Source organism: Pseudomonas sp. NFACC41-3, from assembly GCF_900109505.1.
In the GTDB taxonomy this organism is placed as follows: Bacteria; Pseudomonadota; Gammaproteobacteria; order Pseudomonadales; family Pseudomonadaceae; genus Aquipseudomonas; species Aquipseudomonas chlororaphis.
On sequence record NZ_FOAE01000003.1, the window covers coordinates 350,426 to 376,713 of the forward strand.

At 63.7% G+C, this 26,288-nt stretch carries 22 protein-coding genes; 14 read left to right on the forward strand and 8 right to left on the reverse strand.

Annotated elements, in window-relative coordinates; translation table 11 throughout:
- Positions 1-50: 50 nt before the first annotated feature.
- Entirely contained in the window at positions 51-413 is a 363-nt protein-coding gene (locus tag BMY68_RS15855; RefSeq protein WP_007921102.1) for a cupin domain-containing protein, read from the reverse strand.
- 235 nt (positions 414-648) lie between these two features.
- Here BMY68_RS15855 and BMY68_RS15860 point away from each other — a divergent pair, with 235 nt between their 5' ends.
- On the forward strand, positions 649-2,142 hold the full coding sequence (locus BMY68_RS15860) for an aldehyde dehydrogenase (RefSeq protein WP_085532837.1): 1,494 nt from the start codon (positions 649-651) through the stop codon (positions 2,140-2,142).
- A gap of 140 nt (positions 2,143-2,282) precedes the next feature.
- A complete protein-coding gene (locus tag BMY68_RS15865; RefSeq protein ID WP_085532839.1) occupies positions 2,283-3,431 on the forward strand; it encodes an MFS transporter in 1,149 nt (382 codons plus the stop codon).
- A gap of 91 nt (positions 3,432-3,522) precedes the next feature.
- On the opposite strand, the gene BMY68_RS15870 is transcribed toward BMY68_RS15865, so the two are convergent.
- Both BMY68_RS15870 and BMY68_RS15875 read right to left on the reverse strand, forming a co-directional pair.
- A complete protein-coding gene (locus BMY68_RS15870) occupies positions 3,523-5,091 on the reverse strand; it encodes a phospholipase D family protein (RefSeq protein WP_092160497.1) in 1,569 nt (522 codons plus the stop codon).
- 60 nt (positions 5,092-5,151) lie between these two features.
- On the reverse strand, positions 5,152-6,582 hold the full coding sequence (locus tag BMY68_RS15875; RefSeq protein WP_007921095.1) for an aminotransferase-like domain-containing protein: 1,431 nt from the start codon (positions 6,580-6,582) through the stop codon (positions 5,152-5,154).
- Between the two features lie 180 nt (positions 6,583-6,762).
- Between BMY68_RS15875 and BMY68_RS15880 the strand changes: the two genes are divergently transcribed.
- Entirely contained in the window at positions 6,763-7,008 is a 246-nt protein-coding gene (locus BMY68_RS15880; protein WP_009046179.1) for a DUF1127 domain-containing protein, read from the forward strand.
- Between the two features lie 109 nt (positions 7,009-7,117).
- Here BMY68_RS15880 and BMY68_RS15885 read toward each other — a convergent pair whose 3' ends face one another.
- The gene (locus tag BMY68_RS15885) at positions 7,118-8,431 is read right to left on the reverse strand and encodes an NAD(P)/FAD-dependent oxidoreductase (protein WP_085532842.1); all 1,314 of its coding nucleotides are present in this window, start codon (positions 8,429-8,431) and stop codon (positions 7,118-7,120) included.
- A 148-nt stretch (positions 8,432-8,579) separates the two neighbouring features.
- Between BMY68_RS15885 and BMY68_RS15890 the strand changes: the two genes are divergently transcribed.
- Complete coding sequence (locus tag BMY68_RS15890) at positions 8,580-8,933, forward strand: YkgJ family cysteine cluster protein (protein ID WP_007932445.1); 354 nt, start codon at positions 8,580-8,582, stop codon at positions 8,931-8,933.
- Between the two features lie 83 nt (positions 8,934-9,016).
- Here BMY68_RS15890 and BMY68_RS15895 read toward each other — a convergent pair whose 3' ends face one another.
- Positions 9,017-9,505 carry an Lrp/AsnC ligand binding domain-containing protein gene (locus tag BMY68_RS15895; protein ID WP_007932443.1) on the reverse strand — a complete coding sequence of 163 codons (489 nt, stop codon included), beginning with the start codon at positions 9,503-9,505 and terminating at the stop codon, positions 9,017-9,019.
- Positions 9,506-9,661: 156 nt separating this feature from the next.
- On the opposite strand from BMY68_RS15895, the gene dadA reads away from it, so the two are divergent.
- The 6 genes from dadA to BMY68_RS15925 all read left to right on the forward strand — a co-directional run bounded on the left by dadA (position 9,662) and on the right by BMY68_RS15925 (position 15,795).
- Positions 9,662-10,963, forward strand: a complete 1,302-nt coding sequence (gene dadA, locus BMY68_RS15900; RefSeq protein WP_009046177.1) for a D-amino acid dehydrogenase — start codon at positions 9,662-9,664, stop codon at positions 10,961-10,963.
- On the forward strand, positions 10,935-11,288 hold the full coding sequence (locus BMY68_RS15905) for a RidA family protein (protein ID WP_009046176.1): 354 nt from the start codon (positions 10,935-10,937) through the stop codon (positions 11,286-11,288). Before dadA ends, BMY68_RS15905 begins: the two co-directional genes overlap by 29 nt.
- 95 nt (positions 11,289-11,383) lie before the next feature.
- Entirely contained in the window at positions 11,384-12,460 is a 1,077-nt protein-coding gene (alr, locus tag BMY68_RS15910; protein ID WP_085532844.1) for an alanine racemase, read from the forward strand.
- A gap of 128 nt (positions 12,461-12,588) precedes the next feature.
- Positions 12,589-13,137 carry a cupin domain-containing protein gene (locus tag BMY68_RS15915; RefSeq protein ID WP_007932420.1) on the forward strand — a complete coding sequence of 183 codons (549 nt, stop codon included), beginning with the start codon at positions 12,589-12,591 and terminating at the stop codon, positions 13,135-13,137.
- A 183-nt stretch (positions 13,138-13,320) separates the two neighbouring features.
- Positions 13,321-13,734, forward strand: coding sequence for a c-type cytochrome (locus tag BMY68_RS15920; protein ID WP_009046174.1), 414 nt, complete (start codon positions 13,321-13,323; stop codon positions 13,732-13,734).
- Between the two features lie 135 nt (positions 13,735-13,869).
- On the forward strand, positions 13,870-15,795 hold the full coding sequence (locus tag BMY68_RS15925) for an acetyl-CoA hydrolase/transferase C-terminal domain-containing protein (protein WP_085532846.1): 1,926 nt from the start codon (positions 13,870-13,872) through the stop codon (positions 15,793-15,795).
- Between the two features lie 113 nt (positions 15,796-15,908).
- Here the strand turns inward: BMY68_RS15925 and BMY68_RS15930 are convergent, their stop codons facing one another.
- Positions 15,909-16,478 (reverse strand): xanthine phosphoribosyltransferase, encoded by a 570-nt coding sequence (locus BMY68_RS15930; RefSeq protein WP_007932417.1) that lies wholly within the window; start codon positions 16,476-16,478, stop codon positions 15,909-15,911.
- Between the two features lie 87 nt (positions 16,479-16,565).
- Positions 16,566-18,575: a DNA helicase Rep gene (gene rep / locus BMY68_RS15935; protein WP_009046172.1), complete on the reverse strand. Its 2,010-nt coding sequence runs from the start codon at positions 18,573-18,575 to the stop codon at positions 16,566-16,568.
- Between the two features lie 266 nt (positions 18,576-18,841).
- Here rep and BMY68_RS15940 point away from each other — a divergent pair, with 266 nt between their 5' ends.
- Positions 18,842-20,515 carry a putative bifunctional diguanylate cyclase/phosphodiesterase gene (locus BMY68_RS15940; protein ID WP_085532848.1) on the forward strand — a complete coding sequence of 558 codons (1,674 nt, stop codon included), beginning with the start codon at positions 18,842-18,844 and terminating at the stop codon, positions 20,513-20,515.
- Positions 20,516-20,549: 34 nt separating this feature from the next.
- Here BMY68_RS15940 and BMY68_RS15945 read toward each other — a convergent pair whose 3' ends face one another.
- Complete coding sequence (locus BMY68_RS15945) at positions 20,550-21,959, reverse strand: NorM family multidrug efflux MATE transporter (RefSeq protein WP_175534846.1); 1,410 nt, start codon at positions 21,957-21,959, stop codon at positions 20,550-20,552.
- A gap of 155 nt (positions 21,960-22,114) precedes the next feature.
- Between BMY68_RS15945 and BMY68_RS15950 the strand changes: the two genes are divergently transcribed.
- The 3 genes from BMY68_RS15950 (at position 22,115) to BMY68_RS15960 (ending at position 26,286) form a co-directional block, all read left to right on the forward strand.
- Positions 22,115-23,035 carry a LysR substrate-binding domain-containing protein gene (locus BMY68_RS15950; RefSeq protein WP_007926627.1) on the forward strand — a complete coding sequence of 307 codons (921 nt, stop codon included), beginning with the start codon at positions 22,115-22,117 and terminating at the stop codon, positions 23,033-23,035.
- Positions 23,036-23,224: 189 nt separating this feature from the next.
- Positions 23,225-25,201 (forward strand): methyl-accepting chemotaxis protein, encoded by a 1,977-nt coding sequence (locus tag BMY68_RS15955; protein ID WP_085532852.1) that lies wholly within the window; start codon positions 23,225-23,227, stop codon positions 25,199-25,201.
- Positions 25,202-25,314: 113 nt separating this feature from the next.
- The gene (locus BMY68_RS15960) at positions 25,315-26,286 is read left to right on the forward strand and encodes a Ca2+-dependent phosphoinositide-specific phospholipase C (protein ID WP_085532854.1); all 972 of its coding nucleotides are present in this window, start codon (positions 25,315-25,317) and stop codon (positions 26,284-26,286) included.
- Positions 26,287-26,288: the final 2 nt, after the last annotated feature.

Genomic DNA, 26,288 nt, shown 5'->3' on the forward strand with positions numbered 1-26,288 from the left:
TCTTCTGACAAAAAAACCCGCCTTCAAGCGGGTTTTTTTGTGCCTGCGATTCAGGCTTTCGGTTCGAAGATCACATAGATCTTGCGGCACGGCTCCAGCACCTCCCAGGTGCCGCGAAAGCCCGCGGGAATGACGAAGCGATCGCCGGCGCGCAAGGTCTTGGCATTGCCTTCGCCGTCACGCAGGACCGAAACCCCCTGCACGATCTCGCAGTATTCATGTTCGGTGTAGTTCACCGTCCACTGGCCGATCGCGCCTTCCCATACCCCGGCGTTCATCTGGCCGCACGGGCTGTTGTAGTGGTTGAAGACGGTCTGCTCAGGGTCACCCTTGAGGACTTTTTCCTGGGCGGGGCGATACCGCTCGGCCGCAGTGTTGGCCTGATTGAAGTCGACGATGTCCTGGATGCTCATGCTGGTATTCCCCCCTGATTGCGCTGCGAATGGCTGGAAAGCCCAAAGTCTATGTTTATTAAAATGAACATAGCAATGGCGTTTGCCTGGCCACTGTCAAATATATTGAAACTTCGGGTGCCGCTGGTTTAGGGTGGCGAATGCCATGGGCCGAAGCAGGCTGGCCGGGCAGAATTCCTGAAGGTGCCGGCATCGATCGCGTGGCGCCTGTATCCAACAAGAGGAGGACACTCGCATGACCACCCTGACTCGAGCCGATTGGGAACAACGCGCCCGCGAGCTGAAAATCGAAGGCCGCGCCTATATCAATGGCGAATACACCGCCGCCGTTTCCAACGAAACCTTCGAATGCATCAGCCCGGTCGATGGCCGTCTGCTGGCGAGTATTGCCAGCTGTGACGCCGCCGACGCACAACGCGCCGTGGAAAACGCCCGCGCCACTTTCAATTCCGGTGTCTGGTCGCGCCTGGCGCCGGCCAAGCGCAAAGCCACCATGATTCGTTTTGCCGGCCTGCTGAAGAAGCATGCCGAAGAACTGGCCCTGCTCGAAACCCTGGACATGGGTAAGCCGATCAGCGACTCCCTGGGTATCGACGTTCCCGGCGCGGCGCAAGCGCTGAGCTGGAGCGGCGAAGCCATCGACAAGATCTACGACGAAGTCGCCGCCACGCCCCACGACCAACTGGGCCTGGTGACTCGCGAGCCGGTGGGCGTGGTCGGCGCCATCGTGCCGTGGAACTTCCCGTTGATGATGGCCTGCTGGAAACTCGGTCCGGCGCTGTCCACCGGTAACTCGGTGATCCTCAAACCGTCGGAAAAATCGCCGCTGACCGCTATCCGCATCGCCGCGCTGGCCGTCGAAGCCGGGATCCCGGCCGGCGTGCTCAACGTGCTGCCAGGTTACGGCCACACCGTGGGCAAGGCCCTGGCCCTGCACATGGACGTCGATACCCTGGTGTTCACCGGTTCGACCAAGATCGCCAAGCAGCTGATGGTCTACTCCGGCGAATCGAACATGAAACGCGTCTGGTTGGAGGCGGGCGGCAAGAGCCCGAACATCGTGTTCGCCGATGCCCCGGACCTGCTGGCCGCGGCCGAGTCCGCGGCCAGCGCCATCGCCTTCAACCAGGGCGAAGTCTGCACCGCCGGTTCGCGCCTGCTGGTGGAGCGTTCGATCAAGGATAAATTCCTGCCGCTGGTGATCGAGGCCCTCAAGGCCTGGAAACCGGGCAACCCGCTGGACCCGGCCACCAACGTCGGCGCGCTGGTGGATACCCAGCAGATGAACACCGTGCTGTCGTACATCGAGTCCGGTCATGCCGACGGCGCCAAGCTGGTGGTGGGGGGCAAGCGCACCCTGCAGGAAACCGGCGGGACCTACGTTGAGCCGACCATCTTCGATGGCGTCAGCAACGCAATGAAAATCGCCCAGGAAGAGATCTTCGGCCCGGTGCTCTCGGTCATCGCCTTCGACACCGTGGAAGAAGCCATCCAGATTGCCAACGACACGCCTTATGGCCTGGCCGCGGCGGTATGGACGGCCAATATCTCCAAGGCTCACCTGACCGCCAAGGCGCTGCGGGCCGGCAGTGTCTGGGTCAACCAGTATGACGGCGGCGACATGACCGCGCCGTTCGGCGGCTTCAAGCAGTCGGGCAACGGTCGCGACAAGTCGCTGCATGCGTTCGACAAGTACACCGAACTGAAGGCGACCTGGATCAAGCTGTAATTCAGGGGCGCGCGGATGCCGGGCGTCTGAACAGACTCCATCGCGCGCACCGTTAGCCGATCCATATCGCAGCCGGACTTTCCGCAAGGGAGGTCCGGCTGCGTTGTCTCTGTATTAAAAAAATCCACAGGAGCGTGGAAATGCGCTGGGCAACGTATTTCGCCGTTTTGGCGGCTGTCCTGAGTGTGGGTCTGGCCTTGGGCGTGAGCATGCCGCTGGTGTCGTTCCGCCTGGAGAGCTGGGGTTATGGGCCCTTTGCAATCGGCGTGATGGCCTCGATGCCGGCGATTGGCGTCTTGCTCGGGGCGAAGGTTTCCAGCCGCCTGGCGGCACGCTTCGGCACGGCGGGGCTGATGCGCCTGTGCCTGTGGGGTGGGGCGATCTCCATCGGCCTGCTGGCGCTGTTACCGAGTTATCCCCTGTGGCTGGTGCTGCGGCTGATGATCGGCGTGGTGCTGACCATCGTCTTCATCCTCGGCGAAAGCTGGATCAACCAGTTGGTGGTGGAGCAGTGGCGCGGTCGCCTGGTGGCGCTGTATGGCAGTAGCTATGCCTTGAGCCAATTGGCTGGCCCGCTGCTGCTGGGTGCCTTGGGCACCGAGCATGACTACGGTTTCTGGGTGGGCGTCGTACTGCTGGTGGTGTCGCCCTTGCTGCTGATGGGCCGCAGCGGCGCGCCGAGCAGCGAGTCTTGCAGCGTGACCTTCGGTGATCTGTGGCGCTTCTGTCGTGGCCTGCCGGCCATTGGCTGGGCGGTGGCGCTGTTTGCCGCGTTCGAGGCGATGATCCTGACCCTGTTGCCGGTCTATTGCCTGCGCCAGGGGTTTACCGAGGACATCGCCCTGGCGATGGTCAGCACCGTTGTAGTGGGCGATGCCTTGTTGCAGCTGCCCATCGGCGCCCTGGCCGATCGCGTATCGCGGCGTGCCTTGTTCGCCGGTTGCGCGGTGATCCTGCTGCTGTCGAGCCTGGCCATTCCGTTGCTGCTCGACACCCTGCTGATCTGGCCGCTGTGGGTGCTGTTCGGCGCCAGCGCCGGTGGCCTGTTCACCTTGTCGCTGATTCTGATCGGCGAGCGCTACCGCGACGATGCGCTGGTGCGTGCCAATGCCCACGTCGCTCAGTTGTGGGGCATCGGCTGCCTGATCGGGCCGCTGGTGGCGGGGGCGGGCAGCCAGTGGGTCAGCGGGCATGCCTTGCTGTTGCTGATGGCGGCCGGGGCCCTGGGGCTGATTGTGCTGTTGTTGCGCGAAGGCGCGTTTGGCGCGGCCCAGGCACACGCCCTGTAGCAGCGAGGCTTGCTCGCGACAAGGGGCTGACAGTCAACAGCCTGGCTGAGTGAGATTCCGCTATCGCGAGCCAGCTCGTTCCTGCAGGCGCTCAGAGCATCCGTTCGAGGCCGATGGTATTGCTCATCCAGGCATTGAAGCGCCGCCACCAACTGCCTGGCTCGCGGGTCAGGGTGTGCAGTTGCTGGTTGTCTTCGGTGACCCAGACCAGCTTGCCGTCCTGCAGCTTCGCCTCGTAGCTCAGGGCCGGCGCCATGCCTTGCAGCGCCAGGCTGCGAACGCGCTCGGCCAGCTCGGGGCTGTCCACCAGCACCCCGACCTCGGTGTTCCACAGCACCGAGCGCGGGTCGAAATTGAAGGAGCCGATAAAGGACTTCTGGCGGTCGAAGATGATCGCCTTGCTGTGCAGGCTGGAGTCCGAGCCAGGATATGACGCGCTATGGAACAGATGAGGACCGCTGCCGCCGCCGTTACCGGGTTGGCGCCGCAGTTCATAGAGTTTCACGCCGTGTTGCAGCAGCGCCTTGCGATACGGCGCGTAGCCGCCGTGGACCGCCGGCACGTCGGTGGCTTCCAGGGAGTTGGTCAGCAGGCTCACCGCAACCCCGGCGTCGGCGCGTCCGGTGAGGTAGACCAGGCCTGGCTGGCCGGGGACGAAATAGGCCGAAACCATCATCAACTCTTTACTGACGCTCTGTAGCTCCGGCGCCAACTGGGTGGTCAACAGCAGGTGCGGGTCGGGTTCGCCCTTGGACAGGACCTTGCTCGGGGCGTCCCACAGCGCCTGGTTCCAGGCCCAGATCAGCTCTTTGCGCCAGACGTCCATGCGCGGCTGGCTCCGATAAGCCTTGAGCTCCTGGAACAGGGCATGCTCCTGCTGCTGGGCGTCGTCCAGCGATTGCTGCAGGCGCAGCCGGGTATTGGCCAGCTCCCGGGCCGATGGCAGGCGCGACATAAACTCGCCGATGGGTTTGCTCAGGGCGCTGTTCCAGTACTGGTCGAAGCTGTGCCCGAGCTGTTCGGCCACCGGGCCGATACCGAGGATGTCGATGTCGGTGAAGTTCAGGTTGGGTTCGGCGTCGAAGTACTCGTCCCCCAGGTTGCGCCCGCCAACGATGGCCGCGCTGTTGTCCGCCAGCCATAGCTTGTTGTGCATGCGCCGGTGTTGCAGCGACAGGTTGAACAGGCGCCCCATGGTACGGGTCACGCCGGTGCTGCGCCCCAGGTGCAGGGGGTTGAACAGGCGGATCTGTATCCGCGGATGGGCGGCGAGGGTGGCTATGATCTGGTCCAGGCCGTCGCTGGTGGTGTCGTCCAGCAGAATGCGGATGCGCACGCCGCGGTCGGCGGCCTTGAGCAGTTCGTCCACCAGCATCCGGGTGCTGATGCCGTCATGGACGATGTAGTACTGCAGGTCGAGGCTGCTTTGGGCGTTGCGGATCAGCTCGGCGCGGGCCATGAAGGCTTCGCTGCTGTCGGACAGCAGGCGAAAGCCCGAGCGTCCCTGGTAGGGGGCGGCCTGGGCCTGGATCGAGCGACCGAAGGCCGAGTCGGCGGCCGGCAGTGCCTGGCTGGGCTCGTGAGGCACATCGAGGCTGACGCAGCCGCTCAGGCACAGCGCGATCAGCATAAGGAAGGCCAGGGCCTGTCTGGATCTCAAGTCAGCTCATCTCGAATCGCTGCGATGGTCTAGCTGTGACGCCGGTTTCACAGGAAAAGGTCAGTCCGTGGCGCAATCTTCAGCCAGCAGCTTGATGGCCGCTGCGCCGACTTTGCGCACGGCTTCCTCGATCTGTGCCGTTGGCTTGGCAGCGTAGTTCATCCGCAGGCAATTGCGGTACTTGCCCGAGGCCGAAAAGATGCTGCCCACGGCAATCTGCACGCCCTGGCCGAGCAGCGCGCGGTTCAGGCGCAGGGTATCGAAACCTTCCGGCAGTTCGACCCACAGCATGAACCCGCCCTGTGGCCGGCTGGCGCGGGTGCCGGTGGGGAAATAGCGGCTGACCCAGTCGATCATCAGGTCGCGATTGCGCTGGTACTGGGTGCGCATGCGCCGCAGGTGCGGCTCGAAATTGCCGCTCTTGAGGAACTCGGCGATGGCGATCTGCGGCTGCGGCGCGGTGGAGCCGGTGCTGATGTATTTCATGTGCAGCACTCGTTCCAGATAGCGCCCGGGGGCGACCCAGCCGATGCGCAGGCCCGGGGCGAGGGTCTTGGAGAAGGAGCTGCACAGCAGCACCCGGCCATCGTCGTCGAATGACTTGATGGTCCGCGGGCGTGGGTAGGTGTAGGACAGCTCGCCATACACATCGTCTTCGATGATCGCCACGTCGAAGCGCTGGGCCAGGGTCAGCAGGGCCCGCTTGCGCGACTCCGGCATGATATAGCCCAGCGGGTTGTTGCAGTTGGGGGTCAACTGTATGGCCTTGATCGGCCATTGCTCCAGGGCCAGTTCCAGGGCGTCGAGGCTGATGCCGGTGAGTGGGTCGGTGGGGATTTCCAGGGCCTTCATGCCCAGGCCCTTGAGGGTCTGCATGGCGCCGTGGAAGCTCGGCGAGTCGACGGCGACGATATCCCCGGGCTCGCAGGTGGCACGGATGCTGGTGGACAAGGCTTCATGGCAGCCGGTGGTGATCACCAGATCGTTGGCGCCGAGCTGGCAGCCGGAATCGAGCATCAGCCGCGCCAGCTGTTCACGCAGTTCGTGCACGCCGTAGATGGTGTCGTAATACAGACCGGGCATGTCCTGGCGCCGGCTGATGCGGGCGAGCCCGCGCAGCAGGGGCTTGAGGGTCGGGCTGGTGACGTCGGGCATGCCGCGGCCCAGCTGGACGATGTCCTTGCGCGGCACGCTGCGGATCAGTTCCAGCACCTGGTCCCACTGCGAAATCTCCACTGGCCGCTGCGCCGGGCGACCTACCGCGGGCAGTGCCGGCAGCTCACGGCTGACCGGCACGAAATAGCCGGACTTGGGCTTGGGCGTCGCTAGGCCGCTGTCTTCCAGCACCCGATAAGCCTGCTGCACGGTACTCAGGCTGACCCCGTGTTCGACACTCAAGGCCCGTACCGACGGCAGTCGGTCGCCGGGGCGATAGAAGCCTTGTTCGATACGTGTGCCCAGCAGTTCGGCGAGATTGACATACAGGGTCATGGCGCAGCCTCGGGGTGATTGAATCGGGTAACCAGTACAGATGGCGCAAAATTACAGGATTCAGCCCGGATAGGGGAAATTCTGTATGGAAATAATAGCAGTGCTTTGAATCTGTAATGGTTTCTGACGCCCGCGCATGATGTCTGCTCATAGCGACCCAAGTAAACAGGAGCAGCAAAAATGAACGGCTTGAGCGATGTGCGTCTGTCGTTACACAGTCAGGAACTGGCGGCTGGGCAGGAGCGGGCAGCAGGGGCGATGTCCGTCCACAATGCGCCGTCCGGCCTCGGTCTCTGGGGCCTGTACTGGCACCGACTGCGTACACGCAAGGCGTTGCTTGAGCTGACCACCGAACAGTTGCGCGATATCGGCCTGAGTCGCGAACAGGCCCGGCAGGAAGGGCTCAAGCCGTTCTGGCGGCTGTAGCCGCTGGCGCAGCCTGCGATCGGTTGCGTAGCAATCGCAAAAAGGCCGCATCCGGTTTCCCCCGGATGCGGCCTTTTTCATACCTGTCGTGCGGCGGCTACAAATGCCTTCAGACCAGTTCTTTCAACCGATGCCAGAGCATTCCCAGCGCCAGCAGCGGCGAACGCAGGTGCTTGCCGCCCGGGAAGGTGATGTGCGGGACCTGGGCGAACAGATCGAAACCACCGCCCTGCTGGCCGCTGATGGCTTCGGCCAGCAACTTGCCGGCCAGGTGCGTGGCATTCACGCCGTGGCCCGAATAGGCCTGGGCGTAATACACATTGGGCTGGTCTTTTAGACGGCCGATCTGCGGCAGGCGGTTGGCGCCGATGCCGATCATGCCGCCCCATTGATAGTCGATCTTCACCGCCGCCAGCTGCGGGAACACCTGCAGCATCTTCGGCCGCATATAAGCGGCGATGTCCCGCGGGTCGCGGCCGGAATAGTGGCAGGCGCCGCCGAACAGCAAGCGCCGGTCGGCTGAAAGGCGGTAGTAATCCAGGGCCACCCGCTGGTCGCAGACCGCCATGTTCTGCGGCAACAGGGCGTGGGCCAGCTCTTCGCTCAAGGGTTCGGTGGCGATGATGTAACTGCCGGCGGGCAGCACCTTGCCACCCAGTTGCGGGTTGAGATCGTTGAGGTAGGCGTTGCAGCCCAGCACCAGGGTGTTGGCGCGCACCGAACCCTGGGCGGTATGGACCTTGACCTGCGGCCCGTAATCGATGCGGGTCACGGCCGAGTGTTCGAACAGGCGCACGCCCAGTTGCTGCGCGACCGCGGCTTCGCCCAGGGCCAGGTTCAGCGGGTGCAGGTGCCCCGACCCCATGTCGATCAGGCCGCCGACGTAACGGTCGGAGCCCACTACGCTGTGCATCTCATGGGCTTGCAGCAGGCGGGTTGCATGGCGATAGCCCAGATCGCGCAGCTCCTGGGCATCTTCGGCGAAACCTTCGAGGTCGCGCGGTTTGTTGGCCAGGTCGCAATAGCCCCAGGTCAGGTCGCAGGGAATCTGGAAACGCTCGATGCGCTGGCGGACGATTTCCACCGCTTCCAGGCCCATCAGTTTCATCTGGCGCACGCCGTCTTCGCCGATCACCGGAGCGAACTGCTCGAGGCCGTGACCCACCCCGCGAATCAGTTGCCCGCCGTTGCGCCCGCTGGCGCCCCAGCCGATCCTGCGCGCCTCCAGCAAAATGACGCTGAGCCCGCGCTCGGCCAGCTCGATCGCGGTATTGAGCCCGGAGAAGCCGCCGCCGACCACGCATACGTCCGCCTGATGCTCGCCGGCCAGCGCCGGATAATCGGGCTGGGGCAGACTGCTGGCGGCGTAGTAGGAGGCGGGGTGCGAATGGCCTGGCCCCGACGGCTGAACACGGGTGTTCATGTGGATCATCCTGATTCGTGTGTTTGGAAAATTTGACGGAGCATAAGCCGGACCTTTCCGGCGCGGCAACATTGGTCGGCCAGTGCTGTCTGCCACAGGGCTTTTAGGGCAAAATCGCGGCCTCTCCAGACTCCCGGTAAGCGCTTCGATGAGCTGCAACAGCCAGAAAATCCGCACGCTCCGACAGCAGATCCCCTCGTTCGAGTGTGTGCCCGGCTGTCACGACTGCTGTGGTCCGGTCACCACTTCGACCGAAGAGATGTCGCGCCTGCCGCGCAAGACCCGGGCCGAGCAGGACGCGGCGATGGAAGAGCTGAACTGTGTGCACCTGGGGCCCAATGGCTGCACGGTGTATGACGAGCGGCCGCTGATCTGTCGCCTGTTCGGCACCACGCCGAGCCTGCCATGCCCCAATGGCCGGCGCCCGGTGGAGCTGATCCACCCGCGGGTGGAGAAGCAGATCCATGAATACATGGCGAGCACCCGGCAGGTGCTGGTCTGACCCGAGGCCATCGCGGGCCTGTAGGCGCGAGGCTTGCCCGCGACAGCGATTGCCCTGACGACTGGGCCTGCGGGCCGTTGTGATCAATCCGGAATCGGCAGGCTCAGGCTCTCTTTCACCTCTTCCATCACGATATAGCTCTTGGATTCGCGCACGTGGGGCAGCTTGAGCAGGATGTCGCCCAGCAGTTTGCGGTACGAGGCCATTTCGGAAATCCGCGCCTTCACCAGGTAGTCGAAGTCCCCCGACACCAGGTGGCATTCCAGTACATGCGGCAGTTTCAGCACGGCGCGGCGGAACTCCTCGAAGGTGTCGCCGGACTTGTAGTCCAGGCTGATTTCGACGAACACCAGCAGGCTACCCTTGAGGTGCTGCGGGTTGAGCCGGGCGTTGTAGCCCATGATGATGCCTTCGCGCTCCAGGCGGCGGACCCGCTCGGTGCACGGTGTGGTCGACAGCCCGACCTTTTCCCCCAGCTCGGTAAAGGAGATGCGTCCATCGGCCTGCAGGATGCGCAGGATATTGCGATCTATCTTGTCCAGCTCACGCTTTGTCTGATGGTTGGTACGCATAGGGGATGCGCCTCCGTGAAAAGGGTTTTTGCCGAGAATTCTCGCCAAATATAGGCGTTTATATAGTGAAAAGCACTGGTCATTGCTTTTTATACTGCGCACATCTTCGCTCTGAATAACAAACGTCAGCGGTTATCCGCGATGAGGGATATGAAAATGCGCGTTCTGGTCTTGGGTAGCGGCGTGATCGGTACCACCAGTGCCTACTATCTGGCCCGTGCCGGTTTCGAAGTGACCGTCGTCGACCGTCAACCGGCCGTTGCCATGGAAACCAGCTTCGCCAACGCCGGCCAGGTTTCGCCGGGTTACGCCTCGCCCTGGGCCGCGCCGGGCGTGCCGCTCAAGGCCATCAAGTGGCTGCTGCAGCGTCACGCGCCGCTGGCGATCAAGGCCACCGCCGACATCGATCAATACCTGTGGATGGCGCAGATGCTGCGCAACTGCACCGCTGCCCGCTATGCGGTGAACAAGGAGCGCATGGTCCGCCTGTCCGAGTACAGCCGCGACTGCCTCGACGAACTGCGCGCGGAAACCGGCATCGCCTATGAAGGCCGCAGCCTGGGGACCACCCAGCTGTTCCGCACCCAGGCGCAACTGGATGGCGCGGCCAAGGATATCGCCGTGCTCAAGGAATCCGGCGTGCCTTTTGAAGTGCTGGACCGCGAGGGCATCGCCCGCGTCGAGCCGGCCCTGGCCAGCGTGACCGACATCCTGGCCGGCGCCCTGCGCCTGCCGAACGACCAGACTGGCGACTGCCAGATGTTCACCACGCGCCTGGCGCAAATGTGCACCAAGCTGGGTGTGGAATTCCGCTTCGACCAGGACATCCAGCGCCTGGACTTCGCCGGTGACCGCATCAACGGCGTCTGGATCGACGGCAAGCTGGAAACCGCCGACCGCTACGTGCTGGCCCTGGGCAGCTACTCGCCACAACTGCTCAAGCCACTGGGCATCAAGGCCCCGGTGTATCCGCTCAAGGGTTACTCGCTGACCGTGCCGATCACCAACCCGGCCATGGCCCCGACTTCGACCATCCTCGACGAAACCTACAAGGTGGCGATCACCCGTTTCGACAACCGTATTCGCGTTGGCGGCATGGCTGAAATCGCCGGTTTTGACCTCTCGCTGAACCCGCGTCGGCGCGAAACGCTGGAGATGATCGTCAACGATCTTTATCCTCAGGGCGGTGATCTGTCCCAGGCCAGTTTCTGGACCGGCCTGCGTCCCACCACCCCGGACGGCACGCCGATCGTTGGCGCCACGCCCATGCGCAACCTGTTCTTGAACACCGGCCATGGCACGCTTGGCTGGACCATGGCCTGTGGTTCCGGTCGTCTGCTGGCCGATCTGATGGCGAAGAAAAAGCCGCAGATCAGCGCCGAAGGTCTCGATATTTCTCGTTACGGTAATCCTCAGGAGCCTGCAAAACATGTCAATCCAGCGCCAGCTCACCAATGAGCGCATGAGTCAGATCGTCGTCCACAGCGGTACCGTGTATCTGGCCGGGCAAGTCGGCGACGACCTGAACGCGGGGATTGAGCAGCAGACCCGTGAAACCCTCGCCAACATCGAGCGTTTGCTGGACTTGGCCGGCACCGACAAGTCGCGCCTGCTGTCGGTGACCATCTACCTGAAGGACATCGATGCGCACTTCGCCGGGATGAACAGCGTATGGGACCAGTGGCTACCAAAAGGCGTCGCCCCGGCCCGCGCAACCGTCGAAGCCAAGCTCTGCGAACCGGAAATCCTGGTCGAGCTGTCCGTCGTGGCCGCTCTGCCTTAAGCAAGATCCCTCTCCCGGTGCTGTTAATGGATGGCTCACGCCATCCGCCAGCGCCGGTTTTTTCTTCCCACATGACCGCCTAGAAGTCTGCCGCCATGCGTCCTGCCCGTGCCCTGATCGATCTTCAAGCCCTGCGTCACAACTACCAACTGGCCCGCGAAGCCTCGCCGGGCGCCCGTGCGCTCGCGGTGATCAAGGCCGATGCCTATGGCCATGGCGCGGTGCGCTGTGCCCAGGCGCTGGAAGCCGAGGCCGACGGCTTTGCCGTGGCCTGTATCGAAGAAGCCCTGGAGCTGCGGGCGGCGGGGATTCGCGCGCCAATATTGCTGCTTGAAGGTTTTTTCGAGGCCGATGAGCTGGACCTGATCGTCGAACATGATTTCTGGTGCGTGGTGCATTCGCTGTGGCAACTGGAGGCCATCGAGCAGGCCACCGTCGCCAAGCCACTGACGGTATGGCTCAAGCTGGATTCGGGCATGCACCGCGTCGGCCTGCATCCCAAGGATTACCAGCCGGCCTATCAACAGCTGCTGGCCAGCGGCAAGGTGGCGAAGATCGTGTTGATGAGCCACTTCGCCCGCGCCGACGAGCTCAGTTGCAGCAGCAGCGACGAGCAGGTCGCGGTGTTCGAGGCGGCGCGCCAGGGCTTGTCTGCCGAGATCAGCCTGCGCAACTCGCCGGCCGTGCTCGGCTGGCCGCACATCCCCAGCGACTGGGTGCGCCCCGGCATCATGCTGTATGGCTCGACCCCGTTCGAAGAACCGCATCCACTGGCCGCGCGCCTGCAACCGGTGATGACCCTGGAGTCTAAGGTGATCTGCGTGCGTGAACTGTCGGCCGGCGAGCCGGTGGGGTACGGCGCCAAATTCGTCACACCACGGTCGATGCGGATCGGCGTGGTGGCCATGGGGTACGCCGACGGTTATCCGCGGCATGCGCCGACCGGTGCGCCGGTGCTGGTGGCGGGGCAGCGTACCCAACTGCTCGGCCGGGTTTCCATGGACATGCTGTGCATCGACCTGACCGAGGTGCCAGAGGCCGGGCTGGGTTCTACCGTCGAGTTGTGGGGCAAGAACATCCTCGCCAGCGAGCTGGCGGCCGCGGCCGACACCATCTCTTATCAGCTGTTCTGCAACCTGCGCCGGGTGCCACGCGTCTATTCCGGGGACTGAGCGGCACAGCGCATTGCCGAAAGTCGCCTTGCCCCCTGGGATTGGGGCCCAAGTGTTGTAAATACTGAACGCTATCGCCATGATAACGCTCAACTACAACAACGCCTGATCCCTAGGAGGCTGCCGCATTGGACGTCGGTGAACGACTGCAATCCATCCGTAAACTCAAAGGCCTTTCCCAGCGTGAACTCGCCAAGCGCGCGGGCGTCACCAACAGCACCATTTCGATGATCGAGAAGAACAGCGTCAGCCCCTCGATCAGTTCGCTGAGAAAGGTTCTTGGCGGCATTCCCATGTCGATGGTCGAGTTTTTCTCGGAAGAAATCCTCCAGGAAAAACCCACCCAGATCGTCTACAAAGCCAACGAGTTGATCGATATTTCCGATGGCGCGGTGACCATGAAGCTGGTGGGCCGGGCGCATCCGAGCCGGGCGATTGCTTTTCTCAACGAGATCTATCCGCCGGGCGCCGATACCGGTGAAGAGATGCTCACCCATGAAGGCGAGGAAACCGGGATTCTCGTGGAAGGACGCCTGGAGCTGGTGGTGGGTCTTGAGACATTCGTGCTCGAAGCCGGTGACAGCTACTATTTCGAAAGCACCAAGCCGCACCGTTTCCGTAATCCTTTCGATGCCCCCGCGCGACTAATCAGCGCAGCCACGCCCGCGAACTTCTAATAGAAGAGGCGTCCTGCAAGGATTGCAGCGGTGCCCGAAGCCGCATTTCGCCTCTCTCTAATCCCCCTTTGAATCTAGGGTTGTTTCAGAGTGGCGGGCTAACCGCTATACTTGCGCCCGCCCGCGAAACCGTGGCCGTGGGCGTGACTAGCCACCATTGAGGGTGTACGCGTGAACCTAATTATGAAAATGCTGGCTGCACCAGCAACCGTATTGGCCCTCTGGGCTGTCAGCGCTCAAGCTGCGACCAACGACGACATTGCCAAGCGCCTCGAGCCGGTTGGCCAGGTCTGCGTCCAGGGTCAGGAATGCAAGGGCATGGAAGTCGCTGTTGCCGCCGGTGGCGGTGGTGCGAAGACTCCAGACGAAGTGATTGCCAAGCATTGCAATGCTTGCCACGGCTCCGGCCTGCTGGGCGCGCCGAAAATCGGCGATGCCGCTGCCTGGAAAGAGCGCGCGGATCACCAGGGTGGCCTCGACGGCATCCTGGCCAAGGCCATTACCGGTATCAACGCGATGCCGCCTAAAGGCACTTGCGCCGACTGCTCCGATGAAGAGCTCAAAGGCGCCATCCAGAAGATGTCCGGCTTGAAATAAGCACGGATCTTGCGCAAAAAAGCCGCTTACGAGCGGCTTTTTTCATGCCTGCGATTCGGCCGCCACTGTTCATTGCAGCAAAGACCCGGCAAGCTCGGTCCAACCTCAAATTCATGGAAGGTTCTGGAGGATCGGATGGTGCAGTCATGTTCTATCGAGCGGGCGGTCGATGAGGTCCTGGCACGCTTGCCGGCGCATATTCACATGGGTATGCCGCTGGGGCTGGGCAAACCCAACCGCTTCGCCAATGCCCTGTATCGTCGCATCGCGCAGTTGCCCGAGCGCCAGTTGACCCTCTACACCGCCCTGAGCCTGGGCCGCCCGCCGCTGGGCGATGGCCTGCAACGGCGCTTCCTCGAGCCTTTCATCGAGCAGGTCTTCGGCGACTACCCCGAGCTGGACTTCCTCGCCGACCTGCACCGCAACCAGGTGCCGGCCAATATCCATATCGAACAGTTCTTCATGCAGCCCGGCAGCCTGCTCAACAGCCCGGCGGCGCAGCAGGATTATGTCTGCAGCAACTACAGCCACGCCGCGCGCGACATCAATGCCGCCGGCCTGAACCTGGTCGCGCAACTGGTGGCCCGGGACCCGCAGCAAGCCGACCGCCTGAGCCTGAGTTGCAACCCGGACATCACCCTCGACCTGTTGCCGATGATCGCCGAGCGACGTGCCGCCGGCGAAACCATCCTGCTGCTGGGCCAGGTGCATCGCGACCTGCCTTACATGCCGGGCGACGCCGAAATCGACGCCGCCACCTTCGACCTGTTGATCGACGAAGAGGAGAGCAGCACGCTGTTTTCCACGCCGAACATGCCGGTGGGGTTCCAGGATCACTTTATCGGCCTGCACGCCAGCACCCTGGTGCGCGACGGCGGCACCCTGCAAATCGGCATTGGCTCCATGGGCGACGCATTGACGGCGGCGTTGCTGGCACGCCAGGCGGACAACGACGGTTATCGGGCGCTGCTGGCGGACCTGGAGATCCAGTGCTGGAAGCCGCTGATCGAGCGCGAAGGCGGGGTGGAGCCTTTCGCCAAGGGCCTTTATGGCTGCAGCGAGATGTTCGTCAACGGCCTGCTGGCCCTGGCCGATGCCGGCATCGTACGGCGCAAGGTCTACCCTTCGGTGGCCCTGCAGCAACAGGCCAACGCCGGGACGCTGGATGAAGACCAGGCGCTGGGCGGAGTGTCGGTACATGGCGGCTTTTTCCTCGGGCCGCGCAGTTTCTACCAGCGCCTCAGGGATCTGCCCAAGAGCAAGCTCGGCGAGTTCAACATGACCGCCATCAGCTACATCAACGAGCTGTACGGCGACGAAGAACTCAAGCGCCTGCAGCGCCTGGATGCGCGCTTTATCAACAGTTCGATCATGGTCACCCTGTTGGGCGCCGGGGTGGCGGATCAGTTGGAAGACGGCCGGGTGCTCAGCGGGGTCGGCGGGCAATACAACTTCGTCGCCCAGGGCCATGCGCTGCGAGGCGCGCGCTCGATCCTGATCCTGCGCAGCTGGCGCGAATCCGCGGGCCTGGTCAGTTCCAACATCGTCTGGGAATACGGCCACTGCACCATCCCGCGGCACCTGCGGGACATCGTGGTCACCGAGTACGGCATCGCCGATCTGCGCGGCAAGACCGATGCGAAGGTGGTTGAAGCGCTGCTCAATATCAGCGACTCGCGGTTCCAGCCGGGCCTGATCGAACAGGCGCAGAAGGCCGGCAAGTTGCCCAGGGATTTCCGCCTCGATCCGCGTTTTACCGACAACCACCCGCAACGCTTGCTGGCGATCCAGGCGCGGCACCGGCACCTGTTCCCGGAATATCCGCTGGGCAGCGACTTCAGCGCAGAGGAGCGGGATTTGCTGCGGGCGCTGAACTGGCTGAAGAGCAAGTTCAAGCTCAGCGAGATTCTCGAATTGGGCAAGGCGGCGCTGGATGCCCCACCGCCCGAGGCCTTCCCGGCGCATCTGCAGCGAATGCAGCTGGTGAAGCCCGATGGCTGGCGCGAGGAGATCTATCAGCGTTTGCTGCTGGCGGCGCTGCGGGAGACGGCGCAGGCCTGAGGTAGACGCCTGGCGGCGTCATCGCGGGCAATCGAGCGTCGACCGGCTGCTCCTACAGAAGCGGGTGGTCTCTGTAGGAGCGAGGCTTACCCGCGATCAAGAGGCGAAGCCTCTTAGATAAAGGTCACCACGCCATCGGCCAGGGACTTGACCCGGGCCAGGGATTCCACGCGGTAGCCTTGCGCGTCCAGTTCGGCACGGCCGCCCTGGAACGACTTCTCGATCACGATGCCCAGGCCGGCCACGGTGGCGCCCGCCTGCTTGATGATCGAGATCAGCGCCTGGGACGCCTTACCGTTGGCCAGGAAGTCATCGATGATCAGCACGCGGTCGCTGCTGGTCAGGTGGCGCGGGGAAATCGCCACGGTGCTTTCGGTCTGCTTGGTGAACGAGTACACGGTCGCCGACAGCAGGTTCTCGGTCAGGGTCAGGGACTGGTGCTTGCGCGCGAAGATCACCGGTACGCCCAGGTTCAGGCCGGTCATGATCGCCGGGGCGATGCCCGAGGCTTCGATGGTGACAATCTTGGTGATGCCCGAGTCCTTGAACAGCGTGGCGAATTCGTCGCCGATCAGCTTCATCAAGGCCGGGTCGATCTGGTGGTTCAGAAAGGCGTCGACTTTCAGGACCTGGTCGGAAAGCACGATGCCTTCTTCGCGGATTTTCTTGTGCAGTGCTTCCATGAAGCTTTCCTCTGTTGACGCCTTGTGCGCCTGAGCTCTGATAAAAGGTGTTCGGTTAAAAATGCTGCGGTTAAAAAGTGCTCGATTCTAGCGCTTTAACATCGCCCGTATATCCGCCAGTGCGTTGTTGCCACGCACGGCTTTGACTTCGGTCGGGGTGTCGTCGTTGCCTTCCCACGCCAGGTCGTCCGGCGGCAGTTCGTCGAGGAAGCGGCTGGGCGCGCAGTCGATGATTTCACCGTACTGCTTGCGCTTGGCGGCGAAGGTGAAGGCCAGGGTCTGGCGCGCGCGGGTGATGCCCACGTAGGCCAGGCGGCGTTCTTCCTCGATGGTGTCGGCTTCGATACTGGAGCGGTGGGGGAGGATTTCCTCCTCCATGCCCATGATGAACACATAGGGGAATTCCAGGCCCTTGGAGGCATGCAGGGTCATCATCTGCACGCCTTCGGCGCCGTCTTCCTCTTCCTGCTGACGCTCCAGCATGTCGCGCAGCACCAGCTTGCCGATGGCGTCTTCGACGGTCATTTCGCCGTCTTCGTCTTTTTCCAGGGTGTTCTTCAGCGCCTCGATCAGGAACCACACGTTACCCATGCGGTAATCGGCGGCCTTGTCGCTGGAGCTGTTGGTGCGCAGCCAGTTCTCGTAGTCGATGTCCATGACCATGCTGCGCAAGGCGGAGATCGGGTCTTCGCCGGCGCACTGCTCGCGCACCTTGTCCATGAAGCGCTTGAAGCGCGCCAGGCGATCGGTGAAGCGGCTGTCCAGGTGTTCGCCCAGGCCGATTTCGTCGGTGGCGGCGTACATCGAGATCTTGCGTTCGGTGGCGTAGTTGCCGAGTTTTTCCAGGGTGGTCGAGCCGATTTCCCGGCGCGGCACGTTGATCACCCGCAGGAAGGCGTTGTCGTCGTCCGGGTTCACGATCAGGCGGAAGTAGGCCATCAGGTCCTTCACTTCCTGGCGCCCGAAGAAGCTGTTGCCGCCCGACAGGCGATAGGGAATCTGGTGATGCTGCAGCTTCAGCTCGATCAGCTTGGCCTGGTAGTTGCCGCGATAGAGGATCGCGAAATCGCTGTAGGGCCGGTCGGTGCGCAGGTGCAGGCTGAGGATTTCCATGGCCACGCGCTCGGCCTCGGCGTCCTCGTTGCGGCAGCGGATCACGCGGATCTCGTCGCCATGGCCCATCTCGCTCCACAGCTGTTTCTCGAACTCGTGGGGGTTGTTGGAGATCAGCACGTTGGCGCAGCGCAGGATGCGGCTGGTGGAGCGGTAGTTCTGCTCGAGCATCACCACCTTCAAGGACGGGTAGTCTTCCTTGAGCAGCATCAGGTTTTCCGGGCGCGCGCCGCGCCAGGCGTAGATCGACTGGTCGTCGTCGCCCACCACGGTGAACTGGTTGCGCTTGCCGATGAGCATTTTCACCAGCAGATACTGGCTGGCGTTGGTGTCCTGGTATTCGTCCACCAGCAGGTAGCGCACTTTGTTCTGCCACTTCTCCAGGATGTCGGCGTGTTCCTCGAACAGCTTCACCGGCAGCAGGATCAGGTCGTCGAAGTCCACCGCGTTGAACGCCTTGAGCGTGCGCTGGTAGTGGGTGTAGACGATGGCCGCGGTCTGTTCCTTGGGGTTGCGCGCGTTTTCCAGGGCCTGGGCCGGCAGGATCAGGTCGTTCTTCCAGGCGCCGATCATGTTCTTGATCTCGTCGACGCCGTCGTCGCCCGAGTATTCCTTTTGCATGATGTCGGTCATCAGGGCCTTGACGTCGGTCTCGTCGAAGATCGAGAAGCCCGGCTTGTAGCCCAGCCGCACATGCTCCTTGCGGATGATGTTCAGCCCCAGGTTGTGGAAGGTCGACACGGTCAGGCCGCGGCCCTCGCCACTGCGCAGCAGGGTGCCGACCCGTTCCTTCATCTCCCGCGCGGCCTTGTTGGTGAAGGTCATGGCGACGATGTACTGCGCGCGAATGCCGCAGTTCTGGATCAGGTGGGCGATCTTGCGCGTGATTACACTGGTCTTGCCGGAGCCAGCACCGGCGAGCACCAAAAGAGGGCCGCCGACGTAGTTCACGGCTTCTTGCTGCCGGGGATTGAGTCGGGACATGACGAAAAAAGGGGTCTGTAGCGAAATGGGCGGGCATTTTAACAGGCTGGACGGATTCTGCTGCTCTCTCCGACTTGTGACGCAGCACGCTATCTAAATTTGCCGGTTTTGATACTTTCCCTCAGGATGCGCGCTGAATATGCGTCTAATGTTCGAGTTAGAGCGGTACAAGAAATTGCGCTTGATAATCAATATCATTTGTCATTGTTTATCTGCGCGTCATAATGCCCGCCGCCAACTTCTATTACAGAGTCTAGGGAGCTAGCTTGTCCAAGCCTGTCGAACCCTTGCGCTTGCTGCTGCTGGCCGAAGAGCCGGCGTGGGCAGCGTTGTTGCGCGAGTGTCTCGCTCCGTTGGGAGACTCGGTGGTGCTGATCAGTGCGCCGACCTGGGAATCTGTCAGCCGTCTGTTCGATGAAGACCGCTCCGCGATTCTGTTAACCGTTCCCCAACTGCAACCGGCTCCCGGTCGTTGCAGCCTGCCCACGGTATTGCTGCTGGAGCAGGAGCCGCTGAACACGCCAGCCGGCGCCAGCGACTGGCTGGTGAATAAAAACCTCACCACCGATACGGTGCGCCGTTGCCTGCGCCATGTGCGCGAGCGCGGAGTGCTGGAAAGCACCCTGTTGCGCCTGGCCGAGCAGGACCCTTTGACCGGCATCGCCAACCGCCAGGGTTTCCAGACCCTGCTGGCGGCGCGCCTGGCGGAAAACGAAGGGCGCGGGCTGGCGCTGGGGCACCTGGACCTGGACAACTTCCGCCATGCCAACGATGCGCTGGGCCACCAGGCCGGCGACCGGTTGATCCTGCAAGTGGTCTCGCGGCTCAAGAGCCAGCTTGAGGCCGGCGACCAGTTGGCGCGCCTGGGCAGCGACGAATTCGCCCTGCTGATCGATACCCGCCGGGCGCCGCAACGCGCCGAGTGGATGGCCGAACGCATCGCCGAAGTCATGGCCGAGCCGTACTGGATCGATGGCGAAAGCCTGCTGATCGGCTGCAGCCTGGGCATCGCCCACGCCAGGGCGAATGCCGGCGCCGACCCGCTGATGTGGCACGCGCACATCGCCATGCAGCAGGCCAAAAGTACCCAGGGCTGTACCTTTCACATCTTCAACGAACGCATCAATCGCAATGCCCGCAGCCTCGCCGACCTGGAAAGCGAACTGCGCCGGGCCTTGCGCCGCGACGAGCTGGAGTTGCACTACCAGCCGCGCCTGAACCTGCATGACGGGCAGATCGTCGGCCTCGAGGCCCTGGTGCGCTGGCGCCACGGCGAGCGCGGGCTGTTGCCGCCGAGCGAGTTCGTGCCCCTGGCCGAGCAGAGCGGCCTGATCGTGCCGCTGGGCTACTGGGTGATTTCCCGGGCGCTGCGCGACATGCAGGCCCTGCGCGAACGTGGCCTGGCGCCGCTGCACATGGCAGTCAACCTGTCGTTCCGCCAGTTCCAGGACAGCCAGCTGCTGTCGACCCTCAGCCGGCTGATTGCCGAGCGGGGTGTTGAGGCGCAATGGCTGGAATTCGAACTGACCGAAACCGCGGTGATGCGCCGCAGCGACCTGGTCAAGCAGACCATGGATGCGCTGGGTCGGCTGGGGGTGCGGTTTTCCCTGGACGATTTCGGCACCGGGTTCTCGTCCTTCGTGCACCTCAACAGCTTGCCGATTGCCTTGCTGAAGATCGACAAAAGCTTCGTCGGCGGCATGGAGCTGCGCGAAGAGAACCGCAAGCTGGTGCACGCCATGATCAATCTGGCCCACAACCTCCATCTCGAGGTGGTGGCCGAAGGTGTGGAAACCCCCGAGCAACTGGCCTTGCTGCGCAGCTTCGGCTGCGACCAGGCGCAGGGCTACCTGATCAGCAAGCCGCTGCCGCTGGCGGAACTGGTGGAATACCTGACGTTCGGCGCAAGCCAGCAGGTCCTGGTCGGCGAGGTCAGCTGACGGCACCCCGCCGTAGTGGCAGGAGAACCTGCCGCTACAGGGAATCCCGGGCGGTCTGGAAGTTATCCCGCGCGGCAGGCTCCGCACCTTCCCGGCGAATCATCCGGCGCATCTTCCATTCGAAAGCCAGGGTCAGGCTGATGGCGGCGCACGCCAGCCCCGATGCCAGGCCCCACCACACGCCGGTCGCGCCCCAGCCCAGGGTGAAGGCCATCAGCCAGGCCGCCGGCGCACCGATCAACCAATAGCAGCCCAGGCCCACGAGGAAGGTGGTCTTGGCGTCCTTGAGCCCGCGAATCGCGCCCATGGCGATGGTCTGCGTGCCATCGAACAGCTCGAACCAGGCCGCGACCGCCAGCAGGCTGACCGCGAGGTTGATCACCTCGCGAAAGGCCGGGTCGTTATGGTCGAGGAACAGTCCGATCAACTGGTTCGGCAACAGCCAGAAGACCATGGCGAAACCCAGCATGGCCGCGCCGCCAAAGGCGATCCCGACCCGGCCGGCCATGCGCGCGTGCAGCAGTTGCCCGGCACCGTAGTGCTGGCCGATGCGCATGGTGATCGCATAGGAGATCCCGGCCGGCACCATGAAGGCCACGGAAACGATCTGCAGGGCGATCTGGTGCGCCGCCAGCTGGGTGCTGCCCATGGTGCCCATGCACAGCGCGGCGAAGGCGAACAGCCCGACTTCCACCGCGTAGGTGCCGCCGATGGGCAGGCCCAGGCGCCAGAGTTCCCGCAGGTAGTGGCGATTGGGCCGCGCCAGGCCCTGGCGCAGCGGGTAGGCGGCATAAGCCGGGTGGCGCTTGATGTGCCAGGCCAGCGCCACGGCCATGCAGTTGGCGACGATCGCGGTGACCAGGCCGATCCCCACCAGGCCCAGCTTCGGCAGGCCGAACATGCCGGTGATCAAGGCGTAGTTGAGCAGGAAGTTGGCCACGGTGCCGGCCAGGCTGATGACCATCACCGGCGTGGCGCGGCCGATGGCGCTGGTGAAGCCGCGCAGGGCCATGAAGCTCAGGTAGCCGGGCAGGGCGAACGGCAGGATCAGCAGGAACTGGCCGGCGGACTGCACGTTGGTTTCGGTCTGGCCGAACAGCAGCAACACCGGCTTGAGGTTCCACAGCAGCAGGCCGGCGACCAACGCCATCAGCCACGCCAGCCAGAGCCCGGCCTGGGTCAGGCGCGCGGCGCCTTCGATGTCGCCGGCGCCCTGGCGAATCGCGACCAGGGTGCCGACCGCCGCGATCACGCCGATGCAGAAGATCGACACGAACGAATAGCTGGCCGCGCCCAGGCCACCGCCGGCCAGGGCTTCCGGGCTGAGGCGGGCCATCATCAGGGTGTCGGTCAGCACCATCAGCATGTGCGCCAACTGTGAGGCGATCAGCGGCCCGGCCAGCCGCAGGATGGCCCAGAGTTCGGTGCGTGCTGGATGCTGCATGGTCATCGGTCTCGATAGGGGGGAGGGAGTCAAGAGGGTTGATTCTCGGCGCTCTCGTCGACTTTCACAAAGGGATAAAAACGATTGGTGGCATGATTAAAACTCATGCTACGGATTCTGGTAAGTTGGCGCCATTGCGCCTGTGGAGTGCTGCCATGCCCCGTCGTCTTCCGCCCCTGTATGCCTTGCGCGCCTTTGAAGCCGCGGCGCGATACAGCTCGTTCACCCGCGCGGCCGAAGAGCTGTCGATCACCCAGAGCGCGGTCAGCCGGCATATCCGCACCCTGGAAGACCACTTCGCCTGCCGGCTGTTCCAGCGCAGCGGGCGCAACCTGCAACTGACCGAAGCCGCGCGCCTGCTGCTGCCAGGCATTCGCGAGGGCTTCACCGCCCTCGAGCGCGCCTGCGATACCTTGCGCGCCGAAGACGGCATCCTGCGCATGAAGGCACCCTCGACCCTGACCATGCGCTGGCTGCTGGCGCGCCTGAGCCGCTTCCGCCATCTGCAACCGGGCAACGAAGTGCAACTGACCAGCGCCTGGATGGACGTCGATTCGGTGGACTTCAACCAGGAGCCCTTCGACTGCGCGGTGCTGCTGAGCAACGGCCACTTTCCGCCGGACTGGGAGGCCAGCTACCTGTTTCCGGAACTGCTGATCCCGGTGGGCGCGCCGAACCTGCTCAACGACCAGCCGTGGGATGTTGCGCGGCTGGCGGCCACCGAGCTGCTGCACCCGACCCCGGATCGCCGCGACTGGCGCAACTGGCTGGAGCGCATGGGCCTGTCCGAGCAGGTCTCGCTCAAGGGCGGGCAGGTGTTCGACACCCTGGAACTGGGCATGATCGCCGCGGCCCGCGGCTACGGGGTTTCCATGGGCGACCTGCTGATGGTGGCCGAGGATGTGGCCCAGGGACGCCTGAGCCTGCCCTGGCCGACGGCGGTGGCCAGTGGCGAGAATTACTACCTGGTCTGGCCCAAGACCCGGCCTGGAGGTGAACGTTTGCGCCGCCTCAGCGATTTTCTCCAGAACGAGGTCCGCGCCATGCAATTGCCCGACGTAGAGCGTCTCGGCTGAAACGATGAAGGCCCCGTGACCAGGGGCCTGCGCGATACCCATCCAGCGCGCTCAAGTATTGATCGGCGCCGCCGAATCCTTGGAAGTGGAACCTTCGTTCTGAGAGGTTCCGACACCTCATTCTTATTAGAACCATTGCCGAGCGTGTGACGCGATCAGGACGATCCGGTCTCTCGGCCAGGAGCTGTCATGCCTCAACCTCGTGCCCGGATCGCCTCGCAGCTTGGTCTCGCACTCGCCGTGGTACTGGCGATCGTGATCAGCGGCAGTACTGTCTTCGCCCTGCGCTCGCTGGACGCCGCCAACCTCGCCACCCGGGAAGAACACCTGGCCAGTGAGGCACGGCTACTGGCCGACCAGCTCAATACTTTCCACGGCACCCTGCGCGAAAGCACCCAGCGCCTGAGCGGGCTGTTCGAAAAGCGTTTCAGCGGCGGCCTGAGCCTGCACCCGGACCAGCCGGTGACCGTGGCCGGTACCCAGACCCCGGGCCTGCACCTGGGCGACGTGGTGCTGAACAACAATTTCGAGGAGGTCGACGAGTTCAAGCAGATGACCGCCGGCGTGGCGACGGTGTTCGTGCGCAGCGGCGACGACTTCATCCGCGTCAGCACCTCGCTGAGCAAGCAGGACGGCAGCCGCGCCATCGGCACCCTGCTGGACCACGCGCACCCGGCCTACCAGAAACTCATGGCGGGGCAGAGCTATGTCGGCCGCGCGCTGCTCTTCGAGCGCCTGTACATGACCCAATACACGCCGGTGCGGGACAGCGCCGGCCAGGTGATTGCGGTGCTGTTCGTCGGCTTCGACTACACCGATGCGCAGAACGCCCAGTTCGACAACCTCAAGCGCTTCCGCATCGGCCAGACCGGTTCCCTGGCGTTGCTCGACGAACAGCAAAAGTGGCTGGTGCCGCCGGCCGGCGTGCAGGCCCTGGAGCCGGCGGGGGCGACCATCGCTGAACTGGCCAGGCAGCCGGGCAAGGGCCACTTCTGGAGCGACAAGAACGAGGACTTCTACAGTGTCGCCGTGCCCTTCGAAGGCGGGCCCTGGTCGGTGGTGGCGAGCATGCCGAAGGCCGAGATTCGTGCGGTGACCTGGAGCGTCGGTCTGCGGCTGGTCATTGGCAGCCTGTTGGCAATGCTGCTGGCGGTGGGCGCCACGGTCTGGCTGCTGCGCAGCAAGCTTACGCCGCTGGGCGACCTGGTGCGCCAGGCCGATGCCTTGGGTAAAGGCGACCTGAGTGCGCGCCTGAATGTCTCCAGCCAGGATGAGATCGGCCAGTTGGCAGGCAGCTTCAACCAGATGGGCCAGGCCCTGTCGACCATGGTCGAGCACATCCGCAAGGCCGCCGCGGAGGTCAATGGCCGGGCCCAGGCGTTGTCCGGGTTGTCGGGCGGGGCGTACGAGGGCATGGAACAGCAGTCGGGCGAGATCAGCAGCATGGCCGGGGCGGTGGAGGAGTTCAGCGCCACCTCGCTGAACATTGCCGACAACATGGGCAACACCGAGCGCCTGGCCCAGGAAAATGCCCGGCAGACCCGGATCGGCCGCACCTCGATGGAGGAAGCCTCGGCGTCGCTGGAGCAGATCGCCGGCGCCTTGAACAGCACGGCCACGGTGATCAATACCCTGGGCCAGCGCTCCGAGGAAATCGGCGGCATCGTCGGGGTGATCACCGCGATTGCCGACCAGACCAACCTGCTGGCGCTAAACGCCGCCATCGAGGCCGCGCGTGCCGGCGAGCAAGGCCGCGGCTTTGCCGTGGTCGCCGACGAGGTACGCAACCTGGCCTCGCGCACCCGCGAAGCCACCGATGAAATCTCGGGGATGATCAACAGCATCCAGCAGGAAACCGGCAACGCCATCGCCACCATGGAGCAGGGCAATGTGTTGATGCAGGAAGGCCTGTCGCGCAACGCCAATGTCGCCTCGGCCCTGGCGCGCATCGACGAGCAGAGCCGCTCGGCCGGCCAGCAGTTCGCCGCGATCACCACCGCGACCCAGGAGCAGAGCAGCACGGCGACCCTGCTCAGCAGCAACCTGCAAAGCATTGCCCTGGCCAACAGCGAACAGCGCGAAGTGGTGTCGAACCTGGCGATCACCGCCAAGGAGTTGGAGAAGCTGGCGGCGGACTTGCGCCAGGAGGTCGATCGCTTCCGTTGATAGCGGTTGCGTGGCCGTTGACCGCGACTGGGGAGGCAGATTGCAAATGCGCGGGGCTGGGCTAAACCATAGGGGCGATTTCCCTACAGGATGCCTTCCCGGCAGGAGCTGACATGTCCCGTCTCACTCGCTTTGCCCTCCGTACCGCCGTGCTGCCCCTGGTGCTGGCCAGCCAGATGGCGTCCAGCCAGGAGGCTGTGGGATTCATTTCCCCGGCTTCCTGGTACACCGCCTTCAACGCTATCGCCCAGGTGGCGTGCCATAACTGCTACGAAAAACAGTACGCCGGCACCTTCACCAGCGTGCTCGACAGCGTGCGCACCCTGGAGCTGGACTTCTGGGACCAACGCGATGCGGTCACCGGAGGTTCGCCCCGCCACTGGTTCGTGCGGCACAACCCCGGCAGCCTGTTCCAGTCCGGCAATGACAACAATTGCACCGGCGACGGCAACGGCACCAACGATCTTGAGGCCTGCCTCAATGACATCAAGCTCTGGAGCGACAGCCATCCCGGGCACTTCCCGATTACCCTGATCCTCGACAAGAAGCAGGGCTGGTCGAAGGAAAGCTCCGGGCGTACGCCTAAAGACTTCGATGACCTGGTCAGCCGGATTTTCCAGGGCAAGCTCTACACCCCGGGCGACCTGGCCCAGCACCTGGGTGTCAGCAGCAGTGCCTTGCAGGGCTCGCTCAAGGGCAAGTCCTGGCCGACCGCCAGCCAACTGCAGGGCAAGGTGCTGCTGGTGCTCAACCACTCGGAGAACCAGAAGCTCTCGCAATACGCCGAGGCCCGCACCACCAGCGCCAAGGTGTTCATTTCCCCGGTCACCAACGGCCAGAACGATGTCAGTGGCGAGGTCAGCGGCATGTCGAGGACGTCGTCCGGCTACGTGGCCATGAACAACATGGGCAAGGGCGACAAGCAGTGGGCCGCGCAAGCCTTTGCCTACAGCCACATCGGTCGGGTGTGGGGCGATGACGGCGTGTCATTCACCCAGCACATCGCCGAGAAGGTCAATCTGTCGGCGTATTACAAATTCGCCGAGGCCAAGGATGGCAACGGCTATCGCATCCGGCCGTTCTGAGG

Coding starts and splice junctions, on each gene's coding strand:
- BMY68_RS15855 (WP_007921102.1), bottom strand. CDS start 413: ATGAGCATCCAGGACATCGTCGACTTCAATCAGGCCAACACTGCGGCC.
- BMY68_RS15860 (WP_085532837.1), top strand. CDS start 649: ATGACCACCCTGACTCGAGCCGATTGGGAACAACGCGCCCGCGAGCTG.
- BMY68_RS15865 (WP_085532839.1), top strand. CDS start 2,283: ATGCGCTGGGCAACGTATTTCGCCGTTTTGGCGGCTGTCCTGAGTGTG.
- BMY68_RS15875 (WP_007921095.1), bottom strand. CDS start 6,582: ATGACCCTGTATGTCAATCTCGCCGAACTGCTGGGCACACGTATCGAA.
- BMY68_RS15880 (WP_009046179.1), top strand. CDS start 6,763: ATGAACGGCTTGAGCGATGTGCGTCTGTCGTTACACAGTCAGGAACTG.
- BMY68_RS15885 (WP_085532842.1), bottom strand. CDS start 8,431: ATGAACACCCGTGTTCAGCCGTCGGGGCCAGGCCATTCGCACCCCGCC.
- BMY68_RS15890 (WP_007932445.1), top strand. CDS start 8,580: ATGAGCTGCAACAGCCAGAAAATCCGCACGCTCCGACAGCAGATCCCC.
- BMY68_RS15895 (WP_007932443.1), bottom strand. CDS start 9,505: ATGCGTACCAACCATCAGACAAAGCGTGAGCTGGACAAGATAGATCGC.
- dadA (WP_009046177.1), top strand. CDS start 9,662: ATGCGCGTTCTGGTCTTGGGTAGCGGCGTGATCGGTACCACCAGTGCC.
- BMY68_RS15905 (WP_009046176.1), top strand. CDS start 10,935: ATGTCAATCCAGCGCCAGCTCACCAATGAGCGCATGAGTCAGATCGTC.
- alr (WP_085532844.1), top strand. CDS start 11,384: ATGCGTCCTGCCCGTGCCCTGATCGATCTTCAAGCCCTGCGTCACAAC.
- BMY68_RS15920 (WP_009046174.1), top strand. CDS start 13,321: ATGAAAATGCTGGCTGCACCAGCAACCGTATTGGCCCTCTGGGCTGTC.
- BMY68_RS15925 (WP_085532846.1), top strand. CDS start 13,870: ATGGTGCAGTCATGTTCTATCGAGCGGGCGGTCGATGAGGTCCTGGCA.
- BMY68_RS15930 (WP_007932417.1), bottom strand. CDS start 16,478: ATGGAAGCACTGCACAAGAAAATCCGCGAAGAAGGCATCGTGCTTTCC.
- rep (WP_009046172.1), bottom strand. CDS start 18,575: ATGTCCCGACTCAATCCCCGGCAGCAAGAAGCCGTGAACTACGTCGGC.
- BMY68_RS15945 (WP_175534846.1), bottom strand. CDS start 21,959: ATGCAGCATCCAGCACGCACCGAACTCTGGGCCATCCTGCGGCTGGCC.
- BMY68_RS15950 (WP_007926627.1), top strand. CDS start 22,115: ATGCCCCGTCGTCTTCCGCCCCTGTATGCCTTGCGCGCCTTTGAAGCC.
- BMY68_RS15955 (WP_085532852.1), top strand. CDS start 23,225: ATGCCTCAACCTCGTGCCCGGATCGCCTCGCAGCTTGGTCTCGCACTC.
- BMY68_RS15960 (WP_085532854.1), top strand. CDS start 25,315: ATGTCCCGTCTCACTCGCTTTGCCCTCCGTACCGCCGTGCTGCCCCTG.